Here is a 14,379-nt window from a genome sequence, read left to right on the forward strand (position 1 = left end):
TTGTTAGGTTTTGGCTTCATTCGTGGGGCGAACCCGATTATCAGTAATAGTTTGCTTTAAATATGTTGGTGCATGCTTGAGCGCAGCCATTCCCATCTCTTTTCTTATATCGTTCCGCAGAGCATTGACGAGGTCATCCGCACTGTAATGATTTTTTCCGGTAAGTTGCCTAACAAAAATATTTGTAAGCTCCGCCTCCTCCTCTGTTCCATAGAGATGCACCGTTGCAACAGCGTGTTCAAATTCCCGGGTGTAATCGTCGAGCTCCCCAGCCGCATTTATGCGAACAGGCCGACCACCATCTATTCCTACACGGACAAAGGTATCGTAGGCAGCAGCCAATTGAGATACGCGTCGCTCACGACGAAGTGCTACTTTGTTCTGGACAATTGAGAAAGCCCAACCACCAAGAACAACGATGTTGGTAATTGCCAAGCCGATGTAGAAATCTAAAGGAGACATTTTCGAAACCTAACAGCGTATTCAGTCGAACGTTTCGACATATCTTTTTTCGACATATTTCTTAGCCGGCCACCGCATATAATTCCGATAAACCCATAACCTTTAGCAACTTACCCAAAAAGTGAGAACCTTTCCCATCTGACAAAACTCGAACGAGCGGCCTATTTCCGGGGAGTTCAGGCACATTTAAGTCTCAACCTGAACCAACGATCAACGACTTAGCGAGTTTTAAGCTCTCGCCTACACGCATTTGCGCCCCGTTCTGTTGAGCACGGGTTCCCATAGCCCCAGCCTGCTATGGGGAAGGAAAACGCTATGAGCAATAAAACCACAGATATTCCAGTTTCCATTCCTGCTAAGCCCGTAAGGCTTCTTGATCAGTTCCGTGCTTAGCTGCGCACTAATCACTATCGTTACCAGACTGAACGAACCCGGAGATACAGTCCTTTCTGGGATTCTTGTATCGGGGTATTTTCTTCCTCTGGTTAAGAGAAGGTGTCCACTAAAGCCGGGGAACCACACAACCCGGTGGGGCTACTTGTTAAACTTTCACACCTCAACGGTATATCCCAGCGCCAGCTCGTCACCCGGCAAACCGCGAATCCCCCAGTCCTCGTGGAACTTAACCGGTATTAGGAATACGGCTCGAAAATCCAATGACCGTGCCGGCTTCATATCGCCGTTATTAACTTTGTATAACGAAGGAGAAAACCCCATTTCTCAGCTCTTCGTGCTTAACGGAAAAATTCACTCTATCTCAGCAATTTATAAAAATATGTAAGCCATATCCTACATTTCCAACTGGCGTGCGAGTGAAGGGCAGCTCTGGTTCTATGCAGGTTAGCTTCTGCATTACCGGAGCGCCTGAGCCCTTTCGCCGTGCGAGCAAGGCTCCAACAGTGTGGGTCTGTGGGTTACAATGCCGTCCCTATGTCCCGCTATTGACCATTAACGAGGTTCCCATGCCGCAGTATCGCTCCCGCACCACCACCCATGGCCGCAATATGGCTGGCGCCCGTGCCCTGTGGCGCGCCACGGGCATGAAGGACGGGGACTTCGGTAAACCGATTATTGCCATCGCCAACTCCTTTACCCAGTTCGTACCGGGGCATGTGCACCTGAAGGACATGGGCCAGCTGGTGGCCGGTGAAGTCGAGAAGGCCGGCGGCATCGCCAAGGAATTCAATACCATTGCGGTGGATGACGGCATCGCCATGGGCCACGACGGCATGCTCTATTCTTTGCCCAGCCGCGACATCATTGCGGATTCCGTGGAGTACATGGTTAACGCCCACTGCGCCGACGCCCTTGTCTGCATCTCTAACTGCGACAAGATCACTCCTGGCATGCTGATGGCATCCATGCGCCTGAATATTCCGGTGATCTTCGTGTCCGGTGGCCCCATGGAAGCGGGCAAAACCAAGCTGGCCGAGGGCAAGCTGGACCTGGTAGACGCCATGGTGATGGCCGCCGATGACAGCGTGGACGAAGAAACCCTGAACGAAGTGGAGCGTTCCGCCTGCCCCACCTGCGGCTCGTGCTCCGGCATGTTCACCGCCAATTCCATGAACTGCCTAACCGAGGCACTGGGCCTGTCGTTGCCCGGTAACGGCTCACTGCTGGCTACCCACGCGGACCGCCGCGAACTGTTCCTGGAAGCGGGCCGGCGCATCGTGGACGTTACCCGACGCTACTACGAGCAGGACGAAGAGGCCTTGCTGCCGCGCAATATCGCTTCAGTGAAAGCGTTCGAAAACGCCATGAGCTTGGACATCGCCATGGGCGGCTCCACTAACACCGTGCTGCACTTGCTAGCCGCAGCACTGGAAGGCGAAGTGGACTTCACCATGGAAGACATCGACCGCCTAAGCCGTAAGGTGCCGTGCTTGTCGAAAGTGGCCCCCGCCACCCAGAAATACCATATGGAAGATGTGCACCGTGCCGGTGGTGTGATGGGCATTCTCGGCGAACTGGACCGGGCTGGCCTGCTCAACCGCGACATTCCCATGGTGCACTCGGCCTCTGTGGCCGAAGCCCTGGAGCATTACGACATCATGCGCACCCAGGATGAAGGCGTGAAAAAGATGTTCACCGCCGGCCCGGCAGGCATCCCCACCCAGACGGCCTTTAGCCAGGAAACGCGCTGGGAAAGCCTGGATGACGACCGCGAAAACGGCTGTATCCGCAATTACGAAAATGCCTACAGTAAGGACGGCGGCCTAGCCGTGTTGTACGGCAACATCGCCGAGCGCGGTTGCATCGTGAAAACCGCCGGGGTGGATGATTCCATTCTCACCTTCACCGGCCGCGCCCGAGTATTCGAATCCCAGGATTCAGCGGTTCGCGCCATCCTCGGTGATCAGATCGTTGCCGGCGATGTGGTGGTAATTCGCTACGAAGGCCCCAAAGGCGGCCCGGGCATGCAGGAAATGCTCTACCCCACCAGCTACTTGAAATCCAAAGGGCTGGGCAAGGAATGTGCGCTGCTCACCGATGGCCGTTTCTCCGGCGGCACCTCCGGCCTGTCCATTGGCCACGCGTCCCCGGAAGCCGCAGAGGGCGGCGCCATTGCCCTGGTGAATGAAGGCGACACTATCAATATCGATATTCCCAACCGCACCATCCATCTGGATATCAGCGATGAAGAGCTGGCGCACCGCCGCACTCACATGGAAAACCGAGGCAAGCTGGCCTACAAGCCCAAGGAAATTCGCCCACGCCGTGTTTCCACCGCCCTGAAAGCCTACGCCGCACTCACCACCAGTGCAGACCGCGGCGCAGTGCGTGACTTGAGCCAAATCGGCGAATAAGCTAAATCATCAAGGCGACCATCAGGTCGCCTTTTTTAGGCCTCTTCGTCACGGCCCTACACAATAAGACAAACGGGTTACATCCCTCTTTGAGGGCCTGCTGTAGAAGTGTAGCCTAGCGGAGTCTCGACGCCCTCTCGGCTAAAAGGAGCAGCCTAGCCCATGAGCATCAAACACAAGCTGATGCCCCACTTTGCCCGCCTGATTACCAGCGAAGGGCTACAGCAATGGCGCCGTCGTCTGCTGGAGTGGCGCCGAAAACTGAAACGCCAACCGCACCAGGCCACCTTCTATTTCCGCATTGATGACCCCTATTCCGTGCTAATGGCCCAGGTACTTCCACGCTTTTCTCAGCACTTCGGCATTACCGTTACCCCTCGAGTAATGCTGTATTTAGACCAGCAGATGTACCCAGCCGCAGACATGCTCGCAGAGCTTGCCCCTCGCGATGCGGTTCAGCTGGCCGAGCTGCACGGCCTGGATTTCCCTAAAGACTGGCGATTGCCTGCCCGAGAAGTCAGCCTGGCAGCAACTCGCTGCCTACTCAAACATGAGGGCGACGAGCGTTTTTGGAGCCTGGCCGCCGCACTGGCCGATGCCCTGTGGCGTAACGACCACGACACACTGGAAGCCCTGCTCAGTGAATATGGCCAGCAAGCGGCCGATCGAGCACAGCTCTCTCTGGAAGCGCGCCGCGACCAGTTTCTTAACGACGGCCACTACCTCACCGGCACCCTACATTACGCCGGTGAATGGTATTGGAGCGTGGAACGGCTGGACCACCTTGGCCACCGCCTTAACGCGCTGGGACTGGGCAGTGCAGACTGGCCGCTGCCCTACGGCCGCGCCAAGCGGGCACGCTTGAAAGATACCCCGGAAAGCCTGAAAGGCGCCCCGCTAACGCTGTACTTTTCTTTCCGCAGCCCTTATTCCTATCTCGCCCTCTCGCGGACCTATGCACTGGCCGATCATTACGGGTTGGCGCTGAAAATTCGCCCGGTGTTGCCCATGGTGATGCGTGGGCTCACCGTCCCCAAAGCCAAGCGTTTCTATATTCTCAAAGATGCCGCCCGCGAAGCTCGCTTACACGGCGTGCCCTTTGGCAAGGTCTGCGACCCGGTGGGTGCTGGGGTGGAACGCTGCATGGCCATTTGGCCCTTCGCCGAGAAAGAAGGGCGCTTGCGCGAATGGCTGCGCGCCGCCGCCGTAGGCATCTGGAGCCAGGGCATTAATGCCGCCAGCGATAATGGGCTGAAATTTCTGGTGGAAAACGCAGGCCTAGACTGGAACCGTGCCCGCCGCTGGCTGGATGACGATAGCTGGCGCGACCTCGCCGAGGACAACCGCAACGCCATGATGGAAGCGGGTAGCTGGGGCGTGCCCAGCTTTATGACTCAAGATGACATGGTATGGGGGCAAGATCGTTTTGCGATCATTGAGCACAGCCTGCTAGCCTCACAGGCCGATGACAGAAACTGAGCTAAGCTGCTCTCTGCTTTAGTAAGAGCGCATGCTTATCACCTGAACGCGGTGCCGGCGAACTCAAGAGTGAAGGGTTTGCCGGCTCAGCACAAAATGCAGCCAGGGCCTTGTTCCGGTTCCAGCTTAAGCCTTGTCGCTTGCTTTGCACTGCAATCGTCATGTAAGCATAGCCCCTTAATTACATTAAAAATTACATTAAAAAACCTTGGAGATATCATTATGACCCTTGCCTATTGGTGTGTGCTTGCCGCCATCGTTTTGCCTTACCTGTCCACTTCACTGGCCAAGTTTCAAGGTGGTTTCGGCCCCAAACAGAACCATAACCCCCGCGAATTTCTAGAAACATTACAGGGCAGCCGCAAGCGCGCGCACTGGGCCCAACAAAACGGCTTTGAAGTCACCCCGGCTTTTGCCGCTGCGGTAATCATTGCCCACCTGGCGGCCACATCACCGCAGGGCACCATTGATGGCATCGCGCTGGCCTTTGTCGTCAGCCGCATCCTGTTCACGCTTTGCTACGTGGCAGACTGGGCCAGTGCGCGCACCTTGGTTTGGGCCTTCGGCATGGGTTGTATCGTTGCGCTGTTTGTTGGCGTTGGCGGCTAAGAGAAAAGCAATGGATAACGAACGCTGCCTCCAGCCTGCGCTGGGGGTAGCGTCAAGACTATCGAACTCTCCAATATCCATTCCCTCACCCATGACCCAGACCTTCACCATTACCGTCAACGGCAAGGGCGCCTTCCCCTGCCGCGCAGACCAGAGCATTGTCGAGGCCGGGCAGCAGGCGGGCTTCGGCTTTCCCGTCGCCTGCCGTAATGGCGTGTGCGAGCGCTGCATGGGCCAACTCCGCCATGGGCAAGTGCAGCAAAAAAAACGCACTATTCACGCAGGCGAAGACGACCCCTCCGGGGTGCTATACTGCGTTGCCCAGCCACTCAGCGATTGTGAGATTGATGTGCCCGAGGTAACTGCGCCCGGCGAATTGCCGGTCCACCAGATCCATTGCCAAATTCAGCAAATCGACGCCCTCAACCACGACGTGAGTCGTGTCTGGCTGCGCCTGCCAGCAGGCAAGAAAATCCAGTGGCATGCGGGCCAGTACCTAATGCTGAATCTGCACGGTGAGAGCTACCCCTTTTCTATTGCTAACCATTGCCATGGGCGCAATATCGAACTGCACATTCGCCACGGGGATGACAACAGCGCCACCCAAGACATCATGGCCAGCCTGCAATCCGAGCACACCGTCAGCACCACCCTGCCCGCCGGCCTGCGCTTTATCGACAGCGCCCCGGAACATCCGGTGTGGTTTATTTGCGGCTCCACCGGCTTTGCGCCAGTGAAAGCCATGATCGAGCGTCTGATCGCGCTGAATTTCTCTTTGCCGGTACGGCTGTTCTGGGGTGCCCGCACCGATGCAGACCTGTATCTGCCGCATTTGCCCGCCCAATGGCAGGAAGCCCTAGCCGATTTTGACTTCGTTACCTCCTTGTCCGACATACGCCACCCGGACCATGCCGAAGGGCTGGTGCACGAAGCCGCATTGGAAGCGCTCGGAGAACCCGACCTGCCGTTATTCTTTCTGGGTGGCTCGCCACCCATGGGCTGGGCCGTGTTCGACGCACTGGTCGCCGAAGGCGTTCCCGCCGGGAATATTCATTGCGACGTTTTTGATTACGCGCCACGAGACTAGCAGCAGAGCTCAAGCTACAAACGGCATCACGCATTAGGCCCACGCTTCCCGGGCTGGCAACAACCGGGCTCGCGTTGTAGCTTGTACCTTGCGGTTTGTTGCTCCATTTTAGGGAAACAATACGATGGCGGACTCCCCCTCCTCGGCTCATGGTGATCAGGCTTTATTGTTGCCCTGCCACGAATGCGATCTGATTTGCGAGGTGACGATTCGCCACGACGGCCAATGGCGATACTGCCCTCGCTGCCAGCACCCGCTGATGCGCCCGGCGCAAGATGATCAACTCACCCCCGCACTGGCATTCACGGCTTTATTGTTACTCACCCTGTCACTTCTTTTCCCCTACTTGGGCTTTGAAAAGAGCGGCATTGAAAGAGCTATTTCCATCACGGACGCAGCACAGGAGCTGGCCGTTTATCACCACCCTGCGCTTGCGGTCATTGTTCTGGCTACCATCGTAGTAATCCCGGCCTTGTACCTGCTCTCGGTCTGCTGGATTCATATGAGCCTGGCTAGCCCCAGGCCGCTGCCCGGCAGCCTGTTCCTGGCTCGTTGGCTGCCGCGCATGCAGCCCTGGATGATGGCCGATGTTTTTGCCATCGCCGCCTTGGTAAGCCTGATTAAAATCATCGCCATGGCCCATATCCAGTTACTCTCCGCCTTCTGGACCTTTTCCGGCTTCGCCCTGATCCTGCTGATTACCGTTACTCGCATGAATACCATCGGCTTATGGCAGCGGTTACTCGGCGACCTGCAACAACCGCCGCAGGCCCGCGCGGGTAAAACCGCCCAGGCTTTGGGGCTGATTGGCTGCGAATGGTGCGGACAGCTTCAGCCCCTAGGGCAATCCCATCATTGCCATCATTGCCACAGCCCTTTGCATGAACGGCATCCTTTTAGCCTGCAACGGGTTTGGGCCCTACTGATCACCGCTATCTTATGCTGTATTCCCGCGCACCTGTTTCCCATCATGATCACCACCAGCCTGGGAAAGACCGAGCCGTCCACCATCATCGCCGGGGTGATGCTGTTTATTCGGCATGGTGACTGGCCCATCGCAGTGATTATTTTCACTGCCAGCGTGCTAGTGCCCTTCGGCAAGATCCTCGCTCTGAGCTGGTTATGTGTTGCCTCCCGACAACAACAAGCATTGGATATGAACAGCCAGATGAAACTGTATCGCCTCACCGAGTGGATTGGGCGCTGGTCGATGATTGATGTCTTTGTGGTGGCCATCATTGTCGCCCTGTTTCAGATGGGCAATATTCTTACCGTGATGCCTGGCATGGGAGGGGTCGCCTTCTCCGCCGTGGTCATTTTCACCATGCTTGCCGCCCACCAGTTCGACCCTCGGCTGATCTGGGATCAGCAACAACAGCTGCCCCCCACTCTTGAACCGGAGCATCAACCTTGAACCAACCTGACACGCCCACGTCACGCCGCCGGCTATCTGCGGTCTGGCTGATTCCTCTGATGGCCGCATTCATTGGGCTATGGCTGGTGTTCAGCTACCTTTCCAGCCAGGGGCCGATTATTACGTTGAAGCTGGAAGATGCAGAAGGCATTAATGCCGGCAAAACGGCGATAAAGATGCGTAATGTTCAAATAGGCGTAGTAGAAAGTGTCAGCCTCTCAGAAGACCTGAGCCATACTCTGCTCAGCGTGCAGATGCAGGCCGACACCGACCGCATGCTCTTTAGTGACGCCCAGTTCTGGGTAGTAAAACCCCGGGTAGGGCGTGAGGGCATCAGCGGCTTAAGTACCGTGCTGTCCGGGGCCTATATCGAATTACTGCCCGGCAGTAACGGCAAAAAAACCAAAACCTTTACCGTAAAAAACAGCCCGCCGCCGGAGAAAACGGGCGACGGCCTATTCCTGAAACTGGTCAGCGAGCCAGGCACCAACATCAACAACGGCGACCCGGTCAGCTTCCGCAGCCTGAAAGTAGGCCGCGTGGTCGAAACCCAATTTGATCGCCAAGCCAAACTATTCCGCCACCGTCTCTTTATCGAAAAGCCCTACGATGTATTGGTCAGCGAGAGCAGCCGTTTCTGGAAAGTCTCTGGCATCGGCTTCCAGCTGGATGCCAGGGGCTTTCAAGCCCAGCTCAGCTCGCTAGAAGCGCTGCTTGGTGGAGGCATTTCTTTTTCTGTGCCCGATTCCAGCATGGCCACCGGTGCACCGGTGGAAGATGGCCACCAGTTCGAATTGCATAACAGCCAGGAGAGCGCCCGAAGAGCACTTTATACCCAGACCTTAGACTACGTATTGCTGGTTGAACGCAGTGTGCGCGGGCTCAAAGCAGGCGCCCCCGTGGAATACCGTGGCATCCGCGTTGGCACCGTGGAACAGGTCCCCTGGGCTTTTGCCGAGCAAGGCCCCAACGCCATGACCGACAGCCCGATCCCAGTGCTAATCCGCCTGGAACCGCAACGGGTCAATCAACAATCCAACATCGCGTTAACTACCTGGAAAGAAGAAATCAGCCATATGGTTAACAATGGCCTTCGCGCCAGCCTCAAAGCCGGCAACCTGCTGACGGGCTCTTTATTTGTGGACCTAGCGTTCCACCAAAACGCCCCCACTACGGATACCTCTGCAACCTATAACTCCGTGCCAGTCATGCCATCCGTTGCCGGCGGCGGCTTGAGTAAGTTAGAAGACCAGCTCCATGCGTTGCTAAAAACGCTGAATGAACTGCCCATGAAGAATATGGCAGACAACCTCAATAACAATCTTAAACACTTGTCCGGCGTAACTGGGCGCATTGAATCCTTGCTGAATGACCCTGCGCTCAACACGTTGCCCCAACAAATTTCCAGCAACCTGGATGCACTGGACGCGACTCTACAAGGCTGGCAATCCGGCGGCGATGGCTACCAGGAGTTGCAAGGGACGCTGCAGAAACTGAACCGCTTGCTCGACAGCGCCGAGCCCCTGCTCGACACCTTGAATGAACAGCCCAATGCGCTGATCTTCCAGCGCCACCCAACCACCGACCCCCAACCCCGAGGCGCACAATGATCCGTCTGCTCGCCATCGCCGCTATTCTCTGCACACTGTGGAGCTGCAGCCACGCCCCACAACCATCGCCGCCGGGCTATGTGTTGCCTTCTGCCACGCTATCCGCGCATTCACCACTAACCATTAAGGTGGCGCTGGCTAACTACCTGAACCGGGGTGGAATTGTGATGCAACTCAGCGACAGCGAAATACAGGTGGCCCGCCACCATCGCTGGGCCGAGCCCTTGGCCACGCAGTTACACCGCGCTCTGGAAGCCCACATGACCACCGGTCATGAGCAAACTCTCACCGTGGAACTGACTCGTTTTCAAGGACTGCAAGGCGAAGACAGGGATGCCGCAGTTATTAGCGGGCGATGGACTCTGGCAGGAGACAACGGAGAAGTAGCAAAGGGCCGCATTCAATGGGAAGCCGCCCTGGAGAACGGGGGCTATGCCAACCTGATAAGAACGTTGGATCGGGGCTGGCAGGCCGTGGCGGCAGAGATTGCCACCACCATTCATTGAAGGGGGGCTTGTCGGATTACGGCCTTCGCCTAATACGACCTACAAGGTGCTGCGGTTTTTGTAGGTCGTGTTAGCTGCGTAGCGGCGTAACCCGACAAAACGACATCAGAACACTACTGCACGCTTTTATCAGGCTGCGGCAGGGCTGGAAGATCCCCTTCAAGCTGAGCCAAACGTCGGTCGAAGACAGACATGGCCTTGCTGGTATCCCCCAGTGCCCGGTACAACCGCGCTAACTCAGCCAATGCCGTGGCACTCTGACTAGAGTTCGCCGCAGCCTCAAAGAAACCTTGAGCCTTACCCCACAGGCGCGCCTTCAACGCAACACGGCCAGCGGTGATCAAAACCGCCGCATTGCCGGGTCGTTCTACCAGCCACTTTTCTAGCACCTGCAACAGGTCATCGGGGGAAATATCGTCGATGGCTTCCAGCACCGGCGGCAAGCGATCATCCCATTGGCTATCCAGTTGCTCGCGGACCAAATTCAGGGCACCACGGCCACCACCCAGCTGGGCCAAAAAACCCGCGTAACGGGCCACCATGGCCGGGTCGTTTTTCAGACGAACCGGCACGTCTTTCCACAGTTTGCGCAGCTCTTCGCGGCGGCTATCGGCATCGTTAAACCCCGGTTTACGGGCGGTTTCTTGCAACCAGGCCAACCACGCTTTGCGCTCACGGCGGGCTTGATCGTTTTCACCAAAGGCGCGTTTCAAACGTGGCATCAGGCCGCACAGTGTTTGCCAGTCTTTCTGGCGTTCCAACACTTCGGCGTAGGTATTGAGAATGCGTTTGTTGCGCGGCGCCATGTCCGCCAGCACCTTCAATTCACTACGGGCCTGTTCCGGATGACCATCATCCAGTGCAAAGCGGGCTTTCATCAGGCCCGCCACCAGCCTTCCTCGGCGGTCGGCGCTAGCCTGCTCAAGGTACTGCTGCGAAACATCTACCTTGTCCTGCTCTTGGGCCGCTTCCGCCGCTAACAACCAGGCAACCAATGGCCAGTCGCCTTCTTCACCGGCCGCCGCCAGCAAGCGCTCAGCTTTTTCGAGCTCGCCATCCACCAACTGCAGAAAACCACTGCGCAAGCGGCGTTCAGCCACCTTTCTTTTCCAGCGACGGGTAGCGCGGACTGGCTCCATAAGGTTCCAGGCCGTATTACCCAGCAAAGTCAGCACCACCAGTGCCACCGCACCCAGCAAGGCCATTAGAACCACGAAGCCCAGCGTGGTATCCACTGACATGGTGTCGCGGATAATCAGCACATAACCGGAATCCGCTGCCATCCAACGCCCCAGCGCCAACGCGGCGACCAACGCAATAATAATCAGCAGGACGAGTTTCTTCATGCCTCGCCCTCCTTGCGCTTGAGAGCTTCAATTGCCGCCAAGCCATTACCGATCTGCGGCAACGCTTGGGCCACTTGGGCGCCGCTCATTTCCTTCAGGGTGGTCTGCATTTGTGCGGCACGGGGATCGTCACCACGGAACCATTGCTTGAGTGTCGACTCGGCACTTTCAACCGCCTGACGGTAGGCGTCAGCACGCCCCTGCATCAGTGCAAGCTGCGCCTGCTGCAGGCTGCCATCCAAAGTCAGACGCACCAGTGCGGCCTGCTCCCCCGACAATGGCAGAGGTACCGCACTGTCATGGCGGCGCACGGTTATCGGCATCCGGTCGATCACACTCTGCCACCAACCCTGATCCACTCCCGGCTGGTCACGTTCCGATGGCAATGCTTCTGCCGGTACAGCCAGTTCGACTACCAGCTCTCGCAACGCGCCCAAACGCAACACCATGCCCTGCACATCCACCTGGCTGGCGCCACTGAGAATTTCCATATCCATGGCCAGTGCTTTGCGGGCCGGCAACACGGCTGGATCACCTAGGCGAGCCAAGACCTCATCTGCGGCCTTTAACAAACGGCGTGCTGCCAACGTATCTTGGGTAAGCAACAGTCTCTGGCTGGCCAGACTCGCCAGTGCCCGGGCCTCATTGATCAACCACAGTCGCTGCCCACCGCTTTTTATATCGGTCAAGGCTGCGCGGTCGTTGGTCATCTGCGCAGCTAGCTTGGCCTGCCGTTTTTCTAAGTCAGATAATGCGGCCTGTACTTGGCGATGCTGACTGGTCAGCTCACTTTTCACTGTCGCCACCTGATCAGCAAGGCCGCTCTTTTCGTTCTTCAGCCGGGTAAACTCCTGCCACCCCCACCAGCCAGCAGCGCCAAGTGCAACCAGCACCACCAATACAAGCAGCACAGCCAGAAGGCTTACCCCGGTTTGGCGGAAAAAAGGACGATCCTGCGTCATATCAGCTCCGTTGTTGTCGTAAGCGAGGCCAGCGCAACACTCAATTGCGCAGCGGCGATACCCGATCTCATTGCAAAAACCTTAAAGTGACCGCCCATTGCTGTCCAATCATTACCGTTACCGGCAAGGAAAAAAAGGCCTGCACACTATTTTACCTTTTGGTAAATGTTTATATCTTCTTCTTAATCTTTCGTGGCGACCGCAACAAGGGCAGACAACATGTCTTCATCGTGGGCGCTAGCGGCTACAGACACATCCCCGGAATGCTCAGCGCGCACCACGTCAGCCACTCGCTCCCCCGCAGCCACCACGCCACAGCACGGCGGCACCGAGCCGCCGATTGCTTGCCACCCCTGTACGCTGGTAATCATAACCCAGTCGGTCTCTGCCGGGATTAGAACTGGGCTTGCGGCCTTTCGGCGATAAAAAGCCAACGCATCCACTCTCGCCCCTCGGGACTGCAGCGTTTGCGCCAACAGTTCCCGGCCGCTGTCACCCCGGCAAATCAGAATCTGTTTTTCAACCAGCTGCTGCAGGCAAGGCAACGCCAGCACCGCTTCGGTATTAAACCCTTGCTGCGGCACGGTGGCAGGCAAGTGCCAGCTTTCCAGCTCTGCTGCAGTAGCACGACCCACCGCTAGCCAGTGCACCCCAACGGGCCACTGGGGCCACAGGTCAGCCATGGCCGACAGGGCCAGGCGGGCAGCATTTACACTGGCGAAAAACACCGCATGATAACCATCCAGCTCCATCAGGGTACGCTGCATGGTGTCATCCACCGTTATCGGTTCGATAACCAGTGCCGGCTGGTGAAGCGGCTGATACCCTGCCTCAACCAACAGGCCCATCAGCCGCTGCTGCTGACCTTCAGGGCGGGTGACGACAACCCGTTGCTGTCGGCCTTGATCGTTCATTGGCGAGCGTACAAGGCCTTCAAAATTTCATCCGCGCCCTGGGCCAATAACTGCTCAGCAATATCGATACCCAGTTCCGCGCCTTGGCCGCGGGGAGCGGTTCCTTCTGCGCGCAATACCCGGCTACCATCTTCTTCTGCCACCAAGCCACGTAGCCACAACTGGCCATCTTCAAGCAGAGCAAAACCCGCGATCGGCACCTGACACCCCCCTTCGAGGCGCCGGTTCATGGCCCGTTCGGCCACCACCCGATCCCAAGTATCCACGTCACTCAGCGGTGACAGCAACTCAATGGTGCTCTCATCACCCTCACGACACTCGATACCCACGGCGCCTTGCCCCACTGCGGGGAGCGATTCTTCCGGAGGCATTTCGTAACGAATGCGATCGTGCATTTCCAGGCGCTTAAGGCCCGCGGCGGCAAGGATAATGGCATCGAAGTTACCCGCATCCAGCTTGCCCAGCCGGGTCTGCACATTACCGCGGAGACTGTTGACGACCAAATCCGGGCGATTGGCTTTTACCTGAGCCTGGCGACGCAGGCTGGAGGTCCCCACGCAGGCACCATGGGGCAGCGAAGATAGGCCGTCGAACGTGTTGGAGACAAAGGCATCCCGGGGATCTTCACGCTCACAAATCACTGGCAACGCAAAACCCGGTGGCAATTCCATTGGCACATCTTTCATGGAATGCACGGCAATATCCGCGCGCCCATCCATCATCGCCTCTTCCAGCTCTTTGACGAATAATCCTTTGCCACCAATCTTTGCCAGCGGGGTATCGAGAATCTTGTCGCCCTGAGTCTTAATCCGCACCAGCTCCACGCGCAATCCCTCATGCAGGCTTTCCAGGCGCTGCTGAACATACTCGGCCTGCCAAATAGCCAACGGGCTGGAACGGGTAGCGATACGCAAGATTTCGCGGGACATGGGGCACTCTAAGGGTTGTGAATTTAGATCGACAGTCTATCAGTTTAACAAGCTTCAAGCCTCAAGCCACAGCGGCATAGAAAAGCGGATGCCATTTAAATGCGCGGCGCCAAGCCCTCCCTAGGCTCGACCCCATGCCTGCAAAAACAAAGTTTAAAACCACGCCGTCACTTACAGCTTAGCGGCTACCTGTTGCCATAGACGGCAACGGCAGACTCCGCCAACTCTAAAAGAAATCCTGGGATTAATAA

13 protein-coding genes are annotated in these 14,379 nt (G+C 57.1%); 7 read left to right on the top strand and 6 right to left on the bottom strand.

The window, feature by feature from the left end:
- Positions 1-3: 3 nt before the first annotated feature.
- Positions 4-462 carry a hypothetical protein gene (locus ABO_RS11855; protein WP_011589585.1) on the bottom strand — a complete coding sequence of 153 codons (459 nt, stop codon included), beginning with the start codon at positions 460-462 and terminating at the stop codon, positions 4-6.
- Between the two features lie 549 nt (positions 463-1,011).
- Positions 1,012-1,179 carry a hypothetical protein gene (locus tag ABO_RS14470; RefSeq protein ID WP_156478826.1) on the bottom strand — a complete coding sequence of 56 codons (168 nt, stop codon included), beginning with the start codon at positions 1,177-1,179 and terminating at the stop codon, positions 1,012-1,014.
- A gap of 245 nt (positions 1,180-1,424) precedes the next feature.
- Here ABO_RS14470 and ilvD point away from each other — a divergent pair, with 245 nt between their 5' ends.
- From ilvD to ABO_RS11890, 7 genes are all read left to right on the top strand, one after another.
- Positions 1,425-3,272: a dihydroxy-acid dehydratase gene (gene ilvD / locus ABO_RS11860; RefSeq protein ID WP_035461788.1), complete on the top strand. Its 1,848-nt coding sequence runs from the start codon at positions 1,425-1,427 to the stop codon at positions 3,270-3,272.
- A 162-nt stretch (positions 3,273-3,434) separates the two neighbouring features.
- Entirely contained in the window at positions 3,435-4,751 is a 1,317-nt protein-coding gene (locus ABO_RS11865; RefSeq protein WP_011589587.1) for a 2-hydroxychromene-2-carboxylate isomerase, read from the top strand.
- Between the two features lie 222 nt (positions 4,752-4,973).
- Positions 4,974-5,360, top strand: coding sequence for an MAPEG family protein (locus tag ABO_RS11870; protein WP_035461786.1), 387 nt, complete (start codon positions 4,974-4,976; stop codon positions 5,358-5,360).
- A gap of 10 nt (positions 5,361-5,370) precedes the next feature.
- Positions 5,371-6,447: a 2Fe-2S iron-sulfur cluster-binding protein gene (locus ABO_RS11875; protein ID WP_232501270.1), complete on the top strand. Its 1,077-nt coding sequence runs from the start codon at positions 5,371-5,373 to the stop codon at positions 6,445-6,447.
- A gap of 124 nt (positions 6,448-6,571) precedes the next feature.
- Positions 6,572-7,861, top strand: coding sequence for a paraquat-inducible protein A (locus ABO_RS11880; protein ID WP_011589590.1), 1,290 nt, complete (start codon positions 6,572-6,574; stop codon positions 7,859-7,861).
- Positions 7,858-9,471, top strand: coding sequence for an intermembrane transport protein PqiB (gene pqiB, locus ABO_RS11885; protein WP_011589591.1), 1,614 nt, complete (start codon positions 7,858-7,860; stop codon positions 9,469-9,471). Before ABO_RS11880 ends, pqiB begins: the two co-directional genes overlap by 4 nt.
- On the top strand, positions 9,468-9,977 hold the full coding sequence (locus ABO_RS11890) for a PqiC family protein (RefSeq protein ID WP_011589592.1): 510 nt from the start codon (positions 9,468-9,470) through the stop codon (positions 9,975-9,977). Before pqiB ends, ABO_RS11890 begins: the two co-directional genes overlap by 4 nt.
- 113 nt (positions 9,978-10,090) lie before the next feature.
- Here ABO_RS11890 and ABO_RS11895 read toward each other — a convergent pair whose 3' ends face one another.
- The 4 genes from ABO_RS11895 to hemC all read right to left on the bottom strand — a co-directional run bounded on the left by ABO_RS11895 (position 10,091) and on the right by hemC (position 14,128).
- A complete protein-coding gene (locus ABO_RS11895; RefSeq protein ID WP_011589593.1) occupies positions 10,091-11,323 on the bottom strand; it encodes a heme biosynthesis HemY N-terminal domain-containing protein in 1,233 nt (410 codons plus the stop codon).
- Positions 11,320-12,285, bottom strand: coding sequence for a uroporphyrinogen-III C-methyltransferase (locus ABO_RS11900; RefSeq protein ID WP_011589594.1), 966 nt, complete (start codon positions 12,283-12,285; stop codon positions 11,320-11,322). The genes ABO_RS11895 and ABO_RS11900 overlap by 4 nt, the downstream gene beginning before the upstream one ends.
- A 182-nt stretch (positions 12,286-12,467) precedes the next feature.
- Positions 12,468-13,199: a uroporphyrinogen-III synthase gene (locus tag ABO_RS11905; protein WP_011589595.1), complete on the bottom strand. Its 732-nt coding sequence runs from the start codon at positions 13,197-13,199 to the stop codon at positions 12,468-12,470.
- A complete protein-coding gene (hemC, locus tag ABO_RS11910; protein ID WP_011589596.1) occupies positions 13,196-14,128 on the bottom strand; it encodes a hydroxymethylbilane synthase in 933 nt (310 codons plus the stop codon). Before hemC ends, ABO_RS11905 begins: the two co-directional genes overlap by 4 nt.
- Positions 14,129-14,379: the final 251 nt, after the last annotated feature.

Origin of the sequence: Alcanivorax borkumensis SK2 (assembly GCF_000009365.1) — a bacterium.
Taxonomy (GTDB): Bacteria; Pseudomonadota; Gammaproteobacteria; order Pseudomonadales; family Alcanivoracaceae; genus Alcanivorax; species Alcanivorax borkumensis.

What these genes read in the sequence shown, in the direction of transcription:
- ABO_RS11905 (WP_011589595.1), bottom strand. Translation starts at nt 13,199, where the DNA reads ATGAACGATCAAGGCCGACAGCAACGGGTTGTCGTCACCCGCCCTGAA.
- ABO_RS11870 (WP_035461786.1), top strand. Translation starts at nt 4,974, where the DNA reads ATGACCCTTGCCTATTGGTGTGTGCTTGCCGCCATCGTTTTGCCTTAC.
- ABO_RS14470 (WP_156478826.1), bottom strand. Translation starts at nt 1,179, where the DNA reads ATGGGGTTTTCTCCTTCGTTATACAAAGTTAATAACGGCGATATGAAG.
- ABO_RS11855 (WP_011589585.1), bottom strand. Translation starts at nt 462, where the DNA reads ATGTCTCCTTTAGATTTCTACATCGGCTTGGCAATTACCAACATCGTT.
- ABO_RS11890 (WP_011589592.1), top strand. Translation starts at nt 9,468, where the DNA reads ATGATCCGTCTGCTCGCCATCGCCGCTATTCTCTGCACACTGTGGAGC.
- ilvD (WP_035461788.1), top strand. Translation starts at nt 1,425, where the DNA reads ATGCCGCAGTATCGCTCCCGCACCACCACCCATGGCCGCAATATGGCT.
- ABO_RS11900 (WP_011589594.1), bottom strand. Translation starts at nt 12,285, where the DNA reads ATGACGCAGGATCGTCCTTTTTTCCGCCAAACCGGGGTAAGCCTTCTG.
- ABO_RS11895 (WP_011589593.1), bottom strand. Translation starts at nt 11,323, where the DNA reads ATGAAGAAACTCGTCCTGCTGATTATTATTGCGTTGGTCGCCGCGTTG.
- hemC (WP_011589596.1), bottom strand. Translation starts at nt 14,128, where the DNA reads ATGTCCCGCGAAATCTTGCGTATCGCTACCCGTTCCAGCCCGTTGGCT.
- ABO_RS11865 (WP_011589587.1), top strand. Translation starts at nt 3,435, where the DNA reads ATGAGCATCAAACACAAGCTGATGCCCCACTTTGCCCGCCTGATTACC.
- ABO_RS11880 (WP_011589590.1), top strand. Translation starts at nt 6,572, where the DNA reads ATGGCGGACTCCCCCTCCTCGGCTCATGGTGATCAGGCTTTATTGTTG.
- ABO_RS11875 (WP_232501270.1), top strand. Translation starts at nt 5,371, where the DNA reads ATGGATAACGAACGCTGCCTCCAGCCTGCGCTGGGGGTAGCGTCAAGA.